The organism is Kocuria sp. CNJ-770, from assembly GCF_001942375.1.
GTDB classification, from domain to species: domain Bacteria; phylum Actinomycetota; class Actinomycetes; order Actinomycetales; family Micrococcaceae; genus Kocuria; species Kocuria oceani.
The window spans coordinates 27,106-42,583 of sequence record NZ_MKJW01000077.1 but is presented as its reverse complement, the minus strand read 5'-3'; the positions used below and the strand labels follow the sequence as shown (position 1 = coordinate 42,583).

Annotated in this window: 16 protein-coding genes, 1 tRNA gene, 2 pseudogenes and 1 riboswitch; of the genes and pseudogenes, 3 read left to right on the top strand and 16 right to left on the bottom strand. The window is 75.9% G+C overall.

Annotated features, from left to right (window positions below):
* Positions 1-3: 3 nt before the first annotated feature.
* The gene (locus BJF77_RS04390) at positions 4-750 is read right to left on the bottom strand and encodes a DedA family protein (protein WP_053004692.1); all 747 of its coding nucleotides are present in this window, start codon (positions 748-750) and stop codon (positions 4-6) included.
* 129 nt (positions 751-879) lie between these two features.
* Here BJF77_RS04390 and BJF77_RS04385 point away from each other — a divergent pair, with 129 nt between their 5' ends.
* Positions 880-1,872: a mechanosensitive ion channel family protein gene (locus tag BJF77_RS04385; protein WP_047801788.1), complete on the top strand. Its 993-nt coding sequence runs from the start codon at positions 880-882 to the stop codon at positions 1,870-1,872.
* Positions 1,873-1,928: 56 nt separating this feature from the next.
* On the opposite strand, the gene BJF77_RS04380 is transcribed toward BJF77_RS04385, so the two are convergent.
* The gene (locus tag BJF77_RS04380) at positions 1,929-2,807 is read right to left on the bottom strand and encodes a LysR family transcriptional regulator substrate-binding protein (protein WP_075871375.1); all 879 of its coding nucleotides are present in this window, start codon (positions 2,805-2,807) and stop codon (positions 1,929-1,931) included.
* 120 nt (positions 2,808-2,927) lie between these two features.
* On the opposite strand from BJF77_RS04380, the gene BJF77_RS04375 reads away from it, so the two are divergent.
* Positions 2,928-3,000, top strand: a tRNA-Ala gene (locus BJF77_RS04375).
* On the opposite strand, the gene BJF77_RS21390 is transcribed toward BJF77_RS04375, so the two are convergent.
* Together BJF77_RS21390 and BJF77_RS22485 are read right to left on the bottom strand one after the other, a co-directional pair.
* On the bottom strand, positions 2,992-4,530 hold the full coding sequence (locus tag BJF77_RS21390) for a CHAD domain-containing protein (protein ID WP_075871374.1): 1,539 nt from the start codon (positions 4,528-4,530) through the stop codon (positions 2,992-2,994). The genes BJF77_RS04375 and BJF77_RS21390 overlap by 9 nt on opposite strands.
* Positions 4,531-4,610: 80 nt before the next feature.
* Positions 4,611-5,075 (bottom strand): annotated as a pseudogene (locus tag BJF77_RS22485) (Pr6Pr family membrane protein); the annotation flags it as partial.
* A 326-nt stretch (positions 5,076-5,401) separates the two neighbouring features.
* Here BJF77_RS22485 and BJF77_RS04365 point away from each other — a divergent pair.
* On the top strand, positions 5,402-5,791 hold the full coding sequence (locus BJF77_RS04365) for a hypothetical protein (RefSeq protein ID WP_075871373.1): 390 nt from the start codon (positions 5,402-5,404) through the stop codon (positions 5,789-5,791).
* A gap of 71 nt (positions 5,792-5,862) precedes the next feature.
* Here BJF77_RS04365 and BJF77_RS04360 read toward each other — a convergent pair whose 3' ends face one another.
* From BJF77_RS04360 to fmt, 12 genes and pseudogenes are all read right to left on the bottom strand, one after another.
* Positions 5,863-6,042, bottom strand: a complete 180-nt coding sequence (locus BJF77_RS04360) for a hypothetical protein (RefSeq protein WP_047801459.1) — start codon at positions 6,040-6,042, stop codon at positions 5,863-5,865.
* Between the two features lie 180 nt (positions 6,043-6,222).
* Positions 6,223-6,987, bottom strand: a complete 765-nt coding sequence (gene hisF / locus BJF77_RS04355; RefSeq protein WP_075871372.1) for an imidazole glycerol phosphate synthase subunit HisF — start codon at positions 6,985-6,987, stop codon at positions 6,223-6,225.
* A 38-nt stretch (positions 6,988-7,025) separates the two neighbouring features.
* Positions 7,026-7,871: an ATP phosphoribosyltransferase gene (gene hisG, locus BJF77_RS04350; protein ID WP_047801457.1), complete on the bottom strand. Its 846-nt coding sequence runs from the start codon at positions 7,869-7,871 to the stop codon at positions 7,026-7,028.
* A 42-nt stretch (positions 7,872-7,913) separates the two neighbouring features.
* A complete protein-coding gene (locus BJF77_RS04345; protein WP_075871371.1) occupies positions 7,914-8,177 on the bottom strand; it encodes a phosphoribosyl-ATP diphosphatase in 264 nt (87 codons plus the stop codon).
* A 72-nt stretch (positions 8,178-8,249) separates the two neighbouring features.
* Positions 8,250-8,729 carry a 6,7-dimethyl-8-ribityllumazine synthase gene (ribH, locus tag BJF77_RS04340; protein ID WP_047801455.1) on the bottom strand — a complete coding sequence of 160 codons (480 nt, stop codon included), beginning with the start codon at positions 8,727-8,729 and terminating at the stop codon, positions 8,250-8,252.
* Entirely contained in the window at positions 8,726-9,427 is a 702-nt protein-coding gene (locus BJF77_RS04335) for a GTP cyclohydrolase II (RefSeq protein ID WP_047801454.1), read from the bottom strand. The genes ribH and BJF77_RS04335 overlap by 4 nt, the downstream gene beginning before the upstream one ends.
* Positions 9,424-10,098: a 3,4-dihydroxy-2-butanone-4-phosphate synthase gene (gene ribB / locus BJF77_RS04330; protein ID WP_075871370.1), complete on the bottom strand. Its 675-nt coding sequence runs from the start codon at positions 10,096-10,098 to the stop codon at positions 9,424-9,426. Before ribB ends, BJF77_RS04335 begins: the two co-directional genes overlap by 4 nt.
* Positions 10,098-10,772, bottom strand: a complete 675-nt coding sequence (locus BJF77_RS04325; RefSeq protein WP_075871369.1) for a riboflavin synthase — start codon at positions 10,770-10,772, stop codon at positions 10,098-10,100. Before BJF77_RS04325 ends, ribB begins: the two co-directional genes overlap by 1 nt.
* Before the next feature lie 71 nt (positions 10,773-10,843).
* Entirely contained in the window at positions 10,844-11,902 is a 1,059-nt protein-coding gene (gene ribD / locus BJF77_RS04320; protein WP_075871368.1) for a bifunctional diaminohydroxyphosphoribosylaminopyrimidine deaminase/5-amino-6-(5-phosphoribosylamino)uracil reductase RibD, read from the bottom strand.
* 116 nt (positions 11,903-12,018) lie between these two features.
* A riboswitch (FMN riboswitch) is annotated at positions 12,019-12,158 on the bottom strand.
* A 61-nt stretch (positions 12,159-12,219) separates the two neighbouring features.
* Complete coding sequence (rpe, locus tag BJF77_RS04315) at positions 12,220-12,885, bottom strand: ribulose-phosphate 3-epimerase (protein ID WP_047801451.1); 666 nt, start codon at positions 12,883-12,885, stop codon at positions 12,220-12,222.
* A gap of 34 nt (positions 12,886-12,919) precedes the next feature.
* Positions 12,920-14,550 (bottom strand): annotated as a pseudogene (locus BJF77_RS04310) (RsmB/NOP family class I SAM-dependent RNA methyltransferase).
* Positions 14,547-15,470: a methionyl-tRNA formyltransferase gene (gene fmt / locus BJF77_RS04305; protein ID WP_075871367.1), complete on the bottom strand. Its 924-nt coding sequence runs from the start codon at positions 15,468-15,470 to the stop codon at positions 14,547-14,549. The pseudogene BJF77_RS04310 and the gene fmt overlap by 4 nt, the downstream one beginning before the upstream one ends.
* Positions 15,471-15,478 lie beyond the last annotated feature (8 nt).

The window sequence follows — 15,478 nt, the reverse complement described above, 5'->3', positions numbered from 1 at the left end:
GGCTCAGGGCTCCCCGTGCTCACGCCGGGCGGCGTCGGACAGTCCCCGGCGGTTGCGCAGCACCCGCTTGACCACCCACCAGGCCACGAGCACGGCGACCGTCACGACCACCACGCGCGAGAAGATCCCGGCGTACTGCTCCGCGAGGTGCCAGTTCTCCCCCAGGTAGAACCCGGCGAGCACGAACACCGTGTTCCAGATCAGCGACCCCGCGGTGCTCAGCAGCACGAAGGCCAGGAAGGACATCCGTTCGACGCCGGCCGGGATGGAGATCAGCGACCGGAAGATCGGGATCATCCGTCCGAAGAACACCGCCGCCCGGCCGTGGCGCTCGAACCACGCCTCGGTGCGGTCCAGGTCGTGCAGGTCCACCAGCGGCATCCGGTCCACGATCACCCGCAGCCGCCGCCGGCCCAGGGCCGCGCCGATCCAGTACAGGGCGACCGCCCCGAGCACCGCGCCCAGGGTGGTCCAGAAGATCGCGCCGGCCAGCGAGAAGTTGCCCTGGCTGGCGGTGAACCCGGCCAGCGGGAGGATCACCTCCGAGGGCAGCGGCGGGAAGAGGTTCTCCAGCGCCACCAGCAGACCGGCGCCCGGGGCGCCGATGGTCTCCATCACCTGCACCGCCCAGTCCGCGACGCCCCCCAGTCCCTCGGCCGCGCCGCTCGCGGCGGCCAGGTCCGGAGCGGTGGGGAGCGCGGCAGCGGTGGGTGCGAGGGCGGCGGGCAGGACGGGGATGGCGGCAGTCATGGGTCCCCTCGGGGCTGGGCGGGGGCGGGCCGCGGTCGGCCCGCCGGATCGACCCCCATTGTGCCCGATGCTCCTCCGGGCCGGCTGGACGGCGCCCGGACCGGCGGGTGGGTTCGCTACGCTTCCCCCATGCTCCTCCCCATGTCGCCCTCCCTTCCCGACCTGAGCTGGCAGTTCTGGCTGGACAAGCCCCTGCGGATCCTGGTCGTCCTGCTCGGCGCGGCCCTGCTCGCCGCCGTGGCCCGGCTGCTCATCCGCCGGGTGTCCGGCGGCATCGCCCGCGGCACCCGTTCCAGGATCGTCCGCCGGCTCGACCGGGGCCGGCCGCGGTGGGTCGAGGACGCCGGGCTCGCGGGGGCCCGCCAGTCGCAGCGGGCCACGACCATCGGCTCCGTGCTCTCCTCCGTGGGCACCGTGCTGATCTGGGCGGTCGCGCTGCTGATGGTCCTCTCGGAGCTCGAGTACGACATCGGCCCCGTCCTGGCCAGCGCCGGGATCGCCGGCGTGGCCCTGAGCTTCGGGGCACAGTCCCTGGTGAAGGACTACCTGTCCGGGATCTTCATCGTCGCCGAGGACCAGCTCGGGATCGGCGACGTCGTCGACCTCGGCGAGGCCAGCGGCACCGTGGAGTCCGTGGGGCTGCGGGTGACGCAGGTCCGGGACGTCAACGGCACCCTGTGGCACGTGCGCAACGGCGAGATCCTGCGCGTCGGCAACCAGTCCCAGGGCTGGGCGCGCTGCGTGCTGGACCTGCCGGTGCCCTACGACACGAACATCGAGCTGATGACCGAGCTCATCCTGCACGAGGCCACCCTGCTGCGGGACGACCCCAAGGTCGGGGAGTTCATCACCGAGGACCCGGAGGTGTGGGGGGTGGAGGCCGTCACCGGCGAGTCCGTGACCGTGCGCGTCGCCGTGCGCACCGTGCCCCTCAAGCAGTGGGACGTGGCCCGGGCGCTGCGGCTGCGGATGAAGAAGATGCTCGACCGCGAGGGCCTGCACGTGCCGCTGCTGAACCAGACGGTGATCCGGCAGGACGGGACGGCCCCCGGCCCGTCCGGAGCGCCCGAGACGGGACAGGTCCGGGCCGTCCGGCCCGGTGGGCCGGGATCGGGTGCCTGAGTTTCGTCACGACCAACGCGACCCCCGTCCCGGCAGACACCGGGGTCCGCGCAGGGTCAGCGCCGACCCCGGCCGCCGGAGCGGCGCCCGCCCCTGACCTGCCCCTTGGCTCCTGCGGCGCGCCGCCGCCGCCCCGGGCCGTGCCGCGCGACACCCGGCCGGCCCGCGGGAGGGCGCCGGCGTCCCCCCTTGCCGCCCGCGGCCGCCCCGTCCTCACGGGCCGGCACCGCCGCCGCTCCGCGGGAGCTGTTGAGGCCGCGCCCGCGGACCACGCCCACGAAGTCCTGCACGAGCTCCTCCTGCTCCTCCGGCAGGTCCTGCGGCCACACGAGCAGCACGGGCACCGTGGCGGCGTCGGGCACCACACGGTGGACGAGGTCCTTGCGGTGGTGCAGCCGCGCCACCGACATCGGCACCACGACCAGGCCCAGCCCCGCGGCGACGAGCTCGATCGCGTCCCGGGCGTGGCGGATCGGCGGCAGCGGGGCGTCCGCGGCCGCCGCCTGCGGGGAGCGCAGCCGCTCCCGCTCGGGCAGGGTCGCCGGCTCCTGCAGCAGCACCTCGTCCACGAGCTCCGCGACGGGCACCTCGTCGAGCAGGGTCAGCTCGTGCTCGCGCGGGAGCACCACCACCTGCTGCTCGGCGTAGAGCTCCACGGCCCGGAACTGCCGGCGCAGGGTGGCGAGGTCCTCGGCGCCGGCCCTCGGGTGGGCGGGCAGCCGCACGAAGCAGGCGTGCGCGCGCCCCGTCGCGAGCTCCTCCCGCCACGCGTCCGTCTCCAGCGGGTGCTCGGCCAGGACCCGGCCGCGGTTGCGGTCCCGCCAGCGGAAGAACCACTTGCCCGGCATCACTCCGGGCACGAAGGCGACGGCGAGGTCGGCCGCCCTCCCGGCGTCGTCGTCGGTGGGGTGCAGGGGCCCGGGCGCGTCGTCCATGGCCGCCAATCTACCCACTGCCGTGCAGTCTCCCGGCCACGGGGGCGGGAGGTCGGGCGGCACGCCGATCCCCCGAGATGCGAAACCGGCGCCGGGTGTATAGGATGAAACGGTTGCTCCGGGGCTATAGCTCAGTTGGTAGAGCGTTTCGTTCGCAATGAAAAGGTCAGGGGTTCGATTCCCCTTAGCTCCACCGGATCAGAAGGCCCCCACCAGGCAGGACGCCAGGTGGGGGCCTCCGTCGTGTCCGGGCCGGCCGCGCCCCACGGGTGCCGCCGGCCCGGACCCCAGCCCTCAGCCGAGGTCCGCGCGCAGCTGCGACAGCAGCACTCCCACGACCTCGGAGCCGCCCTCCGCCCCGGCGTGCATCCGGGACACCTCGGCACCGTGCAGCAGGCCCACCGCGTAGCGTCCTCCCCCGATCCCTGGAGGCCTTCGCCCGGTCCGCGAGCCACCGCTCGACCACCGTGGTGTCCATCACCCGGCCGAGCGCGTCCTGGTAGTCCTCCGCGTCCCGGGCGGCCCGGCGCAGCGACTTCCCGGGGCGGAACCCGGCCCGGTCCAGGACGGCGTCCACGTAGCGCACCCGCTTCACGGCCTTGCGGACGTCGTGCAGGTGCTCGAGCCGCTGCTCCTGCGCCGTCTCCCCGGCCTCCTCCGCCGCGGCCCCCCGCTCGGCCACCCGGACCACCTTCCGCAGGGCCCGGTGCACCAGGGCGTCGGCGGCCTCCCGCGCCGAGAGCTCGGCGCACTCCTCGGTCAGCGGCGGCGCCGCCGCGAACTCCCCGACGTCCGCCAGCAGCTGCAGGTGCTCCCGGGAGGTGACGCGCCGGCGGACGGCGGCGGCGGCCCGCTGCGACTGCTCCTCCGCGGCGCGCTGCAGGACCTCCGCCGCGGCCGGGTCCACCCGGCGGTCCAGGGCCGCCACGCGCCCGGCGAGCAGCTCCGCGGTCACCTCGGCGTCCCGCGCGCCAGACAGCGCCCCGGCGAGCTCGCGCAGCCGCCCGTCCAGCTCCTGCGCGGTGTCCCCCGCGAAGAAGGGCCCGGCCGCGCGCAGCACGCTGCGCAGGGACCGCGAGGTCACCCGCATCTGGTGGACGGCGTCCGGGGCGTCCAGGCGGACCTTGAAGTCCCACAGCACCAGCTGCTCGGCCAGCCCGTCCAGCACCGTCCGGAGGGCCTCCGGGCCCGTGCCCTTCGCCTTCCGCCCCTTCTTCCCTGTCTTATCGGTCTTCTTCTCGGTCTTCTGGCCCTTCTTGCCTTGCTTGCCCTTCTTGCCTTGCTGGCCCTTCTGGCCCGCGGCGTCCGTCCCCGTCGTCCGCCCGGGCTTCTCCCCCGGCGACGACGCCTCCTGCGCGGACCCGTCCGCCGCGGGTGCGCCGGCCCCGTCCTCGGCGCCGAGCGCCCGGGCGATCTTCGCCCGGGAGTTCGAGGGCCGGCCGCCCACCGCGAAGATCGCGGACTCGACCGCGTCGAAGATCTCCTGCTGCCGCTCCTCGGGGATCGACCCGTCGAGGAGCTCGACCTCCCACTCGGACCAGGAGCGCGCCGTGCCCGTGCGCTCGTCGACGGCCTCCACGACGTCGGCGGCGAGCTCGGCGACCTCGTCCCCACCGGCGTCGCTGACCGTCTGGATCTGCCGGACGGTGCGCAGGGTCGCGATCGGCCGCAGCGGCTCCCCGCCGGTGAGCCCGGCCAGCAGGTGGCGCACGGCCGCGGGCATCCGGTCCGGGGTCCGCAGCAGCGGGACCTGCCACTCCTGCCGTCCGGTGGCCTCGGAGCGAGGATGAACATCGACAGCCCCAGGGCGTAGGTGCCCACCGCCCGGTAGCCGCCCACCAGGGCGGGGTCCAGGAAGAAGTAGGGGTACCAGCCGACCATCCGGCCCCGGACGAGGGTGTACACCGCCCACAGCGCGGGGAAGACCGTGGCCACCCAGACGGTGGCCCAGCGCAGCCGGTTCCGCCCCGGGGCCAGGAGGAAGTCCAGCAGGGCGTAGACGGGGAGCACGAAGTGCAGCACCTGGGAGGACCGCGGGACGAGGAAGAGGTGCCCGAACAGCTCGGCGTTGCCGAGCAGCACCGCGAACACCGCGCCCGAGACCGTCGTGTAGGTGGTGGCCAGGGCGCGCAGGCCCGTCAGCCAGCCCTGCTCCGGGCGCCCGGTGGCGGTGTGCAGCACCGCCAGCAGCAACGCCAGGATCAGCAGGAAGGCGCTGTGCACGGTGAAGTAGCTGAACAGGTTGGAGCCGAGACAGGTGCGGGTCACGAAGGCGCAGTCGGCGCGGGAGACCAGGGCCCAGATCGCGACCACCAGGGCCGAGACCCGGGCCGCGACGACGACGACTCGCACGTGCCCCTCCTCCCGGTCGCCCGTCACCCAGGATATGGGCTGTGCCCCGCCGTGTCCTCCGTCTCCCGCCACGGGGCGCCAGGGCCTATGGTGGGGCGGAGAACCGGATGGGCACGACGGGCAGGACACCGACGACGATGGATGCCAGGACAGCGCGGCGCGGCGCGGCGGCGGCCCTCAGCGGCCTGCTCCTGACCGGGTGCACGGGCCCCGGTCCGACCCCGGACCCGCCAGGGAGCCCGGTGCCGTCCGCCGCGGCGCCCACGGCCACGGCGTCCCCCTCGGCGCCCTCCGCCACGGCCGCCTCCGGGCCGTGGGGCGCCTACCCCGGCCGGGGCGAGGCGTGCGCCGCGGTGGCCGAGGACCTCGTGGCGCTCGCCCTGCTGCCGGCCAGTCTCTCCGGCGGACCGACCACCGAGCAGGTGCATGCCGTGGAGGACCAGGTCGCCGGCATGCTGGCGGCGGCTCCCCCGGAGCTCGCGGCGGACCACGCCCGGGTGCAGCTGCTCGTGGACTCCTACGGGGAGGAGCTGGTGGAGGACCCGGACGCCCGGTTCGACGGCGAGGCCCTCGACGAGGCGCTCGCACCGGTGCGGGACTGGCTCGACGGGACCTGCCGGGACACGCGCTGAGCCGGGCACCCGCTGGGTGCCCGGCTCGGTCGGCGCGGCGGTCGACGGTGACCGGCCGCGCCCGGCGGCGGTCAGCGGCGATTGAGCAGACCCCTCAGCCGGCCTCCGAGGCCGCGCCCGGTGTTCCGGCCGGCACCGGCCTGCCCGGCGGCGTTCATGCCGCGGGTGGCCCGGCGGCCTCCGGCGCCCCGTCCGGCGGTGCCCCCGGCTCCCCGCCCGGTGAAGCTCTTGATGATGCTGTTCAGTCCCACGGTGGGCTCCTTCGCGATCGGCCTGTCGAGCGACTGTCGTCAGCTCACTGACGACTCTACGCCCGACCACCGGCCCACGGCTACGGGCACCCCTGCCGCCCGCGAGGTGGCGCACGGCGGCGACGGACGCCGCTCCGGTGGCCGACGGCTGCGACCTCGGCGCGGGGAGGGCGGAGTCGTTCAGCGGACCTCGTGGCCTGCCGAGCGCAGGGCGTCCTTGACCTCGGCGATGGCGTGCACCGGCCCGAAGTGGAAGATCGAGGCCGCCAGCACGGCGTCGGCGCCGGCCGCCACGGCCGGCGGGAAGTGCTCCGGGGCACCGGCCCCGCCCGAGGCGATGAGCGGCACGTGCACCCGGGCGCGCACGGCGCGGATCATCTCCAGGTCGAAGCCCTCCTGGGTGCCGTCGGCGTCCATGGAGTTGAGCAGGATCTCGCCCACCCCGCGGTCCTCGGCCTCCCGTGCCCACTCGAGGGCGTCCAGGCCCGTGAGGGTGCGCCCGCCGTGGGTGGTGACCTCGAAGCCGGAGGGGGTGTTGCCCGTGCGGCGGGCGTCGAGGGAGAGCACCAGCACCTGGCTGCCGAAGTGCCCGGTGATCTCGTCGATCACCCCGGGACGGGCCACCGCCGCGGTGTTGATCGACGCCTTGTCCGCCCCGCAGCGCAGCAGCCGGTCGACGTCGGCGACCGCGCGCACGCCGCCGCCCACCGTGAGCGGGATGAAGACCTCCTCGGCGGTGCGGGAGACCACGTCGAAGGTCGTGGCGCGGGCGGCCGAGGACGCCGTGACGTCGAGGAACGTCAGCTCGTCGGCGCCGGCCTCGTTGTAGCGCTTGGCCAGCTCGACCGGGTCCCCGGCGTCGCGCAGGTTCTCGAAGTTCACGCCCTTGACGACGCGACCGGCGTCGACGTCCAGGCACGGGATGACACGTACGGCAACGCCCACGGGCGGGACCTCCTCGGCTGCGGTGGGGTGGGAAGGGCTCAGATGCGGGCGGCCTGGATCGGGGAGACCAGGATGGCGCGCGCGCCGACGTCGTAGAGGGCGTCCATCACCTTGTTGGTCTCCGACTTCGGGACCATGGCGCGCACCGCCCACGCGTTGCCGCGCCCGAGCCGGGAGATGGTGGGGCCCTCCATGCCGGGAGTGATCTGGGTGGCGGCCTCGACGAGCTCCTCGGCGACGTCGTAGTCCATCATCACGTACTGCCGGGCCACGAGCACGCCCTGCAGGCGGCGGCGGAGCACGGACAGGCCCTCGGGCTCCTCGGCCCGGCGGCTGCGGATCAGCAGGGCCTCGGAGGTCATGATCGGCTCCCCGAACACCTGCAGCCCCGCGGCGCGCAGCGTGTTGCCGGTCTCCACCACGTCGGCGATCGCGTCGGCCACGCCCAGCCGGATGGAGGACTCCACCGCCCCGTCCAGGCGCACCACCGAGGCGTCCACGCCCCGCTCGGCCAGGTAGTCCCGCAGCAGGCCGTCGTAGCTGGTGGCGATGCGCCGGCCGGCCAGCTCGGCGATCGAGGAGTACCGGCCGGCGGGGCCGGCGAAGCGGAAGGTGGAGCGGGCGAAGTCCAGGGCCAGGTCCTCGTCCGCGTGCGCGCCGGAGTCCAGCAGCAGGTCGCGGCCGGTGATCCCGACGTCGAGGGTGCCTCCGCCCACGTACACCGCGATGTCGCGCGGGCGCAGGTAGAAGAACTCGATGTTGGCCTCGGGGTCCACGAGCACCAGCTCGCGGGAGTCCCGGCGCTGCCGGTAGCCGGCCTCCTTGAGCATGGTGACGGCGGCTTCGGACAGGGCGCCCTTGTTGGGCACTGCGACACGCAGCATGGGGGATCCTTCTCGGCTTCGGTGGGACGGGGGCGGGGGCGCTCAGAGGTGGCGGTAGACGTCCTCGAGCGTCAGGCCCTTGGCGACCATCATGACCTGCAGGTGGTAGAGCAGCTGGGAGATCTCCTCCGCGGCCTGCTCGGCGGTCTCGTACTCGCACGCCATCCAGACCTCGGCGGCCTCCTCGACGACCTTCTTGCCGATCCCGTGCACGCCGGTGTCCAGCTCCCGGACCGTGCCGGAGCCTTCCGGTCGGGTCACGGCTTTGTCGCTGATCTCGGCGAAGAGGGTCTCGAAGGTTTTCACGACTACCAGGGTAATGGGTCCGCGGACTCCCCCCGGACCGGCCGCGCTCGGCCGGTCCGGGGGCGCGGGGGCTCAGACGCCGAGCGAGCGCAGCAGCAGGGCGGTCTGCACCGCGGCGGCCGTCGCCTCGTAGCCCTTGTCCTCCTGGGAGCCCTCCAGGCCGGCGCGGTCGAGGCCCTGCTGCTCGGTGTCGCAGGTCAGCACGCCGAAGCCGACCGGCACGCCGGTGCGCACCGAGACGTCCGTGAGGCCCTGGGTGGCGGCGGAGCAGACGTAGTCGAAGTGCGGGGTGCCCCCGCGCACGACCACGCCCAGGGCCACCACGGCGTCCAGCCCGGGCGCCAGGCGGGCGGCGGCGACCGGCAGCTCGAAGCTGCCGGGCACGCGCACGACCGCCGCGTCGGTCACGCCGGCGTCGGCGAGCGCGCGGCGGGCGCCGTCGAGCAGCCCGTCCATGATCACCGTGTGCCAGCTGGAGGCGACGACGGCGACGCGCAGTCCGCTCGCGTCGGCGGCGCTCAGGTCGATGTCGGGGGCTCCGTGTCCGCTCATGGGGTGAGGTCTCCTGTGCTGTTCGTGCGGTCGCCGGCGTGCGCCGGCGCCTCGGGGTGTGCGGTGGTGTCGTCGACGTGGCGCAGGCGGTGGTGCATGCGGTCCCGCTTGGTCGCGAGGTAGTCGTGGTTCTCGGGACGGGCCGGGACCTCGTTGGGCACCATCGCGACGACGTCGATGCCCAGCTCGGCCAGCCGCTCCGCCTTGGCGGGGTTGTTGCTGAGCAGCCGGATCCGCGACAGGCCCAGGCGGTGCAGGATGGCGGCGGCGGCGGTGTAGTCCCGCGCGTCGGCGGGCAGGCCGAGCAGCTCGTTGGCCTCCACGGTGTCCGCCCCGCCGTCCTGGAGCTTGTAGGCCCGCAGCTTGTTCACCAGGCCGATCCCGCGGCCCTCGTGGTTGCGCAGGTACAGCAGGGTGCCGCCGTCGTCGGCGATCCGGCGCAGGGCCAGGTGCAGCTGCGGGCCGCAGTCGCACCGGTAGGAGCCGAAGACGTCCCCGGTGAGGCACTCGGAGTGCAGCCGCACGAGCGGGGGCTGGCCCACCGGCACCCGCTCCGAGGACGGGGCGGTGAGGCTGAGGTGCTCGGCGGCCGGGTCCCCGGACCGGCCGGGCACCTGCCAGCCCACGACCTCGAACCGCCCCTCGGGGGTGGGCACGACCACGGGCTCGGAGCTCACCAGCGGGGCGTCCGGCGTCATCGGCGGTCCCCGCGCAGCTGCTCCGCCAGGTCCTCGATGCTCACCAGCGGGATGCCGTGCCGGTCGGCGAAGGCCCGCAGGGCCGGCAGCCGCATCAGCTCCCCCTCGTCGTGCACGAGCTCCGCGATGACCCCCACCGGTTCCAGGCCCGCGAGGACGCACAGCTCGACGGCGGCCTCGGTGTGCCCGCGGCGGACCGCGACGCCTCCGTCGGCGGCACGCAGCGGCAGGACGTGCCCGGGCCGGGTCAGGTCCTCCGCGCCGGCGGACCGGTCGGCGAGGACCCGGGCGGTGAGCGCCCGGTCCGCGGCGCTGATGCCGGTGCTCACGCCGTGGCGGGCGTCGCAGGTGACCGTGTAGGCGGTGCCCTTGGAGTCCTCGTTGACGGCGACCATGGGCGGCAGGCGCAGCGCGTCCGCCCGCTCCCCCGTCATCGGCACGCACACGACGCCGGAGGTGTGCCGGATGGTGAAGCCCATGAGCTCGGCGGTGGCGTGCTGGGCCGCGAAGACGATGTCGCCCTCGTTCTCCCGGTCGGCGTCGTCCACGACGACCACCGGCCGGCCCTGCGCCATCGCCTCGACCGCCGTGCGCACGGCGTCCAGGCGGATCGGCTCGCCCGTCCCGCCCGCGCCGGGGCCCGTGTCCGTCCGGGTGCTGCTGGTGCGCATCATGCTCCTTCTCCTGCGGTGGGCCCGGCCTCCGGTGCCGGGGTGCTGTCGGTGCGGGCGAAGGCCAGCAACCGCTGGGCGTACTTCGCGAGGACGTCGACCTCGAGGTTGACGGACGCCCCGGCGGGGCGCCGTCCCAGCGTGGTCTCGGCCAGGGTGGCGGGGATGAGCCCGATCTCGAACCAGGGCTCGGCGGCGCCGGGGGCGCTGACCGCCGTGACGGTCAGGGACACCCCGTCCACGGCGACCGAGCCCTTCTCCGCGACGAAGGGGGCGAGCTCCCCGGGCACCGCGATGCGCACCCGTTCCCACTCCCCCAGGTCCTCCCGGGCGACGACGGTGCCGGTGCCGTCGACGTGGCCCTGGACCACGTGGCCGTCCAGGCGCCCACCGGCGGGCACGCACCGTTCCAGGTTCACGGTGTCGCCGGGGGCCAGCGCCCCGAGGGTGGTGCGCACCAGCGTCTCGCCGATGACGTCGGCCAGGAACTGCCCGGCGCCGATGTCCTCGGTGCGCGTGGCCGTCAGGCACACGCCGTTGACGGCGAGGGAGCCGCCGTGCGGCAGGTCGGCGACGAGCGGGCCCGCGTCCACGAGGAGGCGGGCGCTCCTGCCGTCCGGGCGGGGCTCGACCGAGCGCACGGTGCCCTGCCCGGCGACGATTCCTGTGAACATGCGGCTTGTCCTCTGTCTCTCTGGGTGCGGTCGGTCGGTGAGGTCTGTTCGGTGAGGCTCGTTCGGTGCGGTCAGTCCGCGGGGGCGGGCCGCAGGTGGATCCACAGGTCCGGGCCCAGCTGCTGCACCGGTCCCCCGCCGGTGGGGTCCAGCCGCCACCGGGAGGCGTCGGCGAGGGTGCCGATGCCCTGCTCGGCGAACGCGGGCCGCCCGGCGCCCAGCAGCAGCGGCGCCTGGTAGAGGCTGATCTCGTCGACGAGGCCGGCGCGCAGGAAGCCCGCGGCGACCGTGGCGCCGCCCTCGATGAGGACGTGGCGGACCCCGGCGTCGTAGAGCTCGGCCAGGGCGGCGTGGGGGTCGTGGGTGACCAGGTGGCGGAACCGGCCGTCGCTGCCGCGGATCGCCGCGTGGGCCGGGACGGCGCGCAGCCCCATGGCCGCGCGCAGCGGCTGCCGCGGCACGGCGGCGCCGTCGCCGGTCCGGGCGGTGAGCCGCGGGTCGTCGGCCAGGACCGTGCCGGTGCCCACGAGCACGGCGTCGGCGCGGGCGCGCAGGTCGTGGCCGTGCTCGCGCGCCGAGGCGGAGGTGATCCACTGGCTGGTCCCGTCCGCCGCGGCGATCCGGGCGTCGAGGGTCTGGGCGACCTTGAGGGTGACGAACGGCCGTTGGGCGCGCATCGTCTCGCCCCAGCGGTCGTTGAGCCGTTCGGCCTCCTCGGCGAGCACGCCGGAGCGCACCTGCAGCCCGGCCGCGCGCAGGGTGGCGGCCCCGCCCGCGGCGGCGGAGGTCCGGTCGGGGGCCCCGAAGACCACCCGGGGCACGCCCGCCTCCACGATGGCGTCGGCGCACGGGCCGGTGCGGCCCCAGTGGTTGCAGGGCTCGAGGGTGACGTACATGGTGGTGCCGCGCAGGTCCGTGCCGGCGGAGGCGGCCTGCTGCAGGGCGTCGACCTCGGCGTGGACGGTGCCGGCCCCGCGGTGGTGGCCGACGTGCAGGATCCGGCCCGCGGCGTCGGCGAGGACGGCTCCCACGAGGGGGTTGGCCCCGCGCGGGCCGCGCGCCGCCGCGTGCAGGGCGGTCCGCATGATCGACCGTTCGGCGTCTCCGCCGGGCCGGTGCTGCGGGTCCATTCGCGTCGTCCTTTCCCGGGTCGGCTCCGGGGGCAGGACGACGGCGCCGCCGGCCGGGCCCGTGCGGCCGCGACCGGCGACGCGGCGGGCCGGCAGGGCGCGCCGCGAGGGCCGTCGAACGTGTTGCCTTCCATCCAGACTGTGACTGTCGGTACCGGAGTTCCACCGGTTCGGCCGTGCCCGCCCCGCTGGGGCGCCGCACGGTTCGCGGACTGTGACCGCCGGTTCGGACTTGCACCGACCCCGGAACACGTTGTTCTTGAGCCCGATTATGGCACAGCCCCGCCGGGCCGGCAGCACCGGGCGGCGGTCCCCGCTCAGGAGCGGGCGTCGTGGGCGGCACTGCGCAGCGCCGTGATCGCCGCCTCGGGGTCCCCCGCCCCGTAGACGGCGGAGCCGGCCACGAAGGTGTCGGCCCCGGCCTCGGCGGCGCGCAGGATCGTCTCCTCCGTGATCCCGCCGTCCACCTGCAGGGCCACCCGCCCCCCGCCGGCACGGATCGCCTCGGCCGCCCGGCGGATCTTCGGCAGCATCACGTCCAGGAAGGCCTGCCCGCCGAAGCCGGGCTCCACCGTCATGACGAGGAGCATGTCCAGCTCCGGGAGCAGGTCGAGGTAGGGCTCCACGGGGGTCGCCGGGCGCAGGGCCATCCCGGCCCGCGCACCGTGGGCCCGCAGCTCCCGGGCCAGCTTCAGCGGGGCGCGCGCGGCCTCCGCGTGGAAGGTGACCGACTCGCAGCCGAGCTCGGCGTAGCCGGTGGCCCAGCGGTCGGCGTCCTCGATCATCAGGTGCACGTCCAGCGGGACCGGGCTGACGGCCAGCAGCCGCTCCACCACGGGCAGCCCGAGGGTGAGGTTGGGGACGAAGTGGTTGTCCATGACGTCCACGTGCACGGCGTCGGCAGTGGCGATCCGCGCCAGCTCGGCCTCGAGGTTGACGAAGTCGGCGGAGAGGATCGAGGGGTGGATGCAGGGCTGGGGCACGGAGGACTCCTGGGTGGTCGGGGGTTCGGGGGGCTCAGCGCTTGCGCAGCAGGGCCAGGAACATGGCGTCGGTGCCGTGCACGTGCGGCCACAGCTGGACGGTCGCCGGTCCCGCGGCGCCCTCCCAGGGGCGGGACGGGTCCCGGTCCCCCTCGAGGGCCCCGGGCAGGGCGGCGTCGCGGGCCGGGCCGAGGGCGTCGAGGAGTTCCACGTCCTCCCGGCGGCCCAGCACGTCCTGGACCACCGCGAGGGTCTCGGCCGCGTGCGGGGAGCACGTGGCGTAGGCGACCGTGCCCCCGGGGCGTGTGACGTCGAGGGCGGCCTCCAGCAGCTCCCGCTGCAGCGGCCCCAGCTCGGCCAGGTCCCGCGGGGTGCGGCGCCAGCGGGACTCCGGCCGCCGGCGCAGCGCCCCGAGTCCGGTGCAGGGGCGTCGACGAGCACCCGGTCGTAGCCGGCCTCCTCCGCGGGGCGGCCCCCGAGCAGCTCGCCGGCGGCCCGGCCGTCCCCGGTGCGCACCGACCACGCGTGCCCGGGCACGGGCCGCAGGGCCTGGCGGACCAGCTCGGCCCGGTGCGGGGCAACCTCGTTGGCCGTCAGGTGCGCGCCGCGCTCGGCGGCCAGGGCGGCCAGCAGCGCGGCCTTGCCGCCGGGACCGGCGCACAGGTCGAGCCAGCGCTCGCCCCGGCCGTCCCCGGCCCCGGCGCTCCCGCCGCCGGCCGCGGCCAGGGCCCGGGCGACCAGCTGGGAGCCGGCGTCCTGGACCCGGACCCCGCCCGCGCGCACGGAGGAGAGCCGGTGCAGGTCGCCGCCGCTGCTGAGCGCGGAGCCGGGCACGAGGGCGCCCTTCTGCGCGCCGGCCTCGAGGGCCTCGGTCAGTTCGCCGAGGCCGGGCAGGGCCACGAGGTTGACCACGGGGGCCTCGTTGTCCGCCGCGAGCAGGGCCTCGAGCTCGGTGCCGGACCGGCCGTGGGCCACCAGGGCCTGGCGCAGCGCGCGGACCTGCCACGCCGGGTGGGCGTGGGCCAGGCCCAGCCGCGCGGTCCCGTCGGCGGCGTCCTCGCTCAGCTCGGCGATCCACGCGGGGAGGTCCCGGGCGGCGACCTTGCGCAGCACCGCGTTGACGAGGGACCCGGGCCCGGCGCCCACCACGGCCCGCACCAGCCCGACCGTCTGGTCGAGGGCGGCGTGGTCGGGCACCCGCATCGCCAGCAGCTGGTGCACGCCCAGGCGCAGGGCGTCGAGCACCGCGCCGTCGAGGTCGGCCAGCGGCCGGTCCACGCACCGGCTCAGCACCGCGTCCCAGGTCCCCTGCCAGCGCAGCGCCCCGTAGGCCAGCTCGGTGGCGAAACCGGCGTCGCGCCGGTCGAGCCGGTGGGCCCGCACGGCCTTCGGGAGCACGAGGTTGCCGTAGGCGCCCTCCTCGGAGACCGCCCGCAGCGTCTCGAACGCGGCCAGCCGGGCCGGGTCGGCCCGCCGGGTCCGGGCCGCCGGCGCGGCGGAGGAGAACGTCCGCTCGGTCCGGGGGCGCCGGTTGCGCTCGTGGCCCCGGGCGTTGCGCCGCTCACCCCCCGGGCGCCGGTCCCGGCCGCCCCGGCGCTCGTCCTGGCGGTCGTCCTGGCGGTCGCGGCGGCGGTCGTCGCGCCCCCGGCTCTCGCGCTCGCTCACTCGAACACCACCCTGTCCTCCGTGTTGTGGCCCCGCGCCCAGGCGGCGGCGTCCATGGTCTTCTTCCCGGCGGGCTGCACCGTGCCCAGCTGCACCGCGCCCGAGCCGGTGCCCACGAGCACGGCGCCGCCGCGCAGCGCGCACTCCCCCGGCGCGAGGTCCCGGACCTCGGGGCGGGCGGCGACGCCCTCGAGCTTGATCCGGCGGCCGTCGAGCTGGGTCCAGGCCCCGGGCTCCGGCGTCGTCCCGCGGACCCGGCGGACCACGGCCAGGGCGGGGTCCGCCCAGCGGACCCGCCCGTCCTGCGCGGTGAGCTTGGGCGCCAGCGAGACGTCGCCCCGCTGGGCGGCGGGCCGGGCCGTGCCCTCGACCACCGCGCGCAGCGAGTCGGCCAGCAGGGGCGCGGCCGTGCGGGAGAGCCGCTCCAGGACCGTGCCGGCGGTGTCCTCGGGGCGGACCTCGTCGGTCATCGTCCCCACCACCGGGCCGGTGTCCAGCCCGGCCTCCAGCAGGAACGTGCTGGCGCCCACCACCGTGTCCCCGGCCATCAGCGCCCGCTGCACGGGGGCGGCGCCCCGCCACTGCGGGAGCAGGGAGAAGTGCAGGTTGAGCCAGCCGTGCGGCAGGGCGTCGAGCGCGGCCTGGGGCACCAGCGCGCCGTAGGCGACCACCGCGGCCACGTCGGCGCCCAGGTCCCGGATCCGCTCGGTCAGCTCCGCGTCGATCCGGTTGGCCTTGAGCACGGGAAGGCCCCGCCGCTGCGCCTCCTGCGCCACGGGCGAGGGCGTGAGCACCTTCTTGCGGCCCACGGGGGCGTCGGTGCGGGTCAGGACGGCGAGGATCTCGACGTCGGACCGGTCGGCCAGGTGGACCAGGGGCGGCACGGCGACGGACGGCGTGCCGGCGTAGAGGATCTTCACTGCTCTCC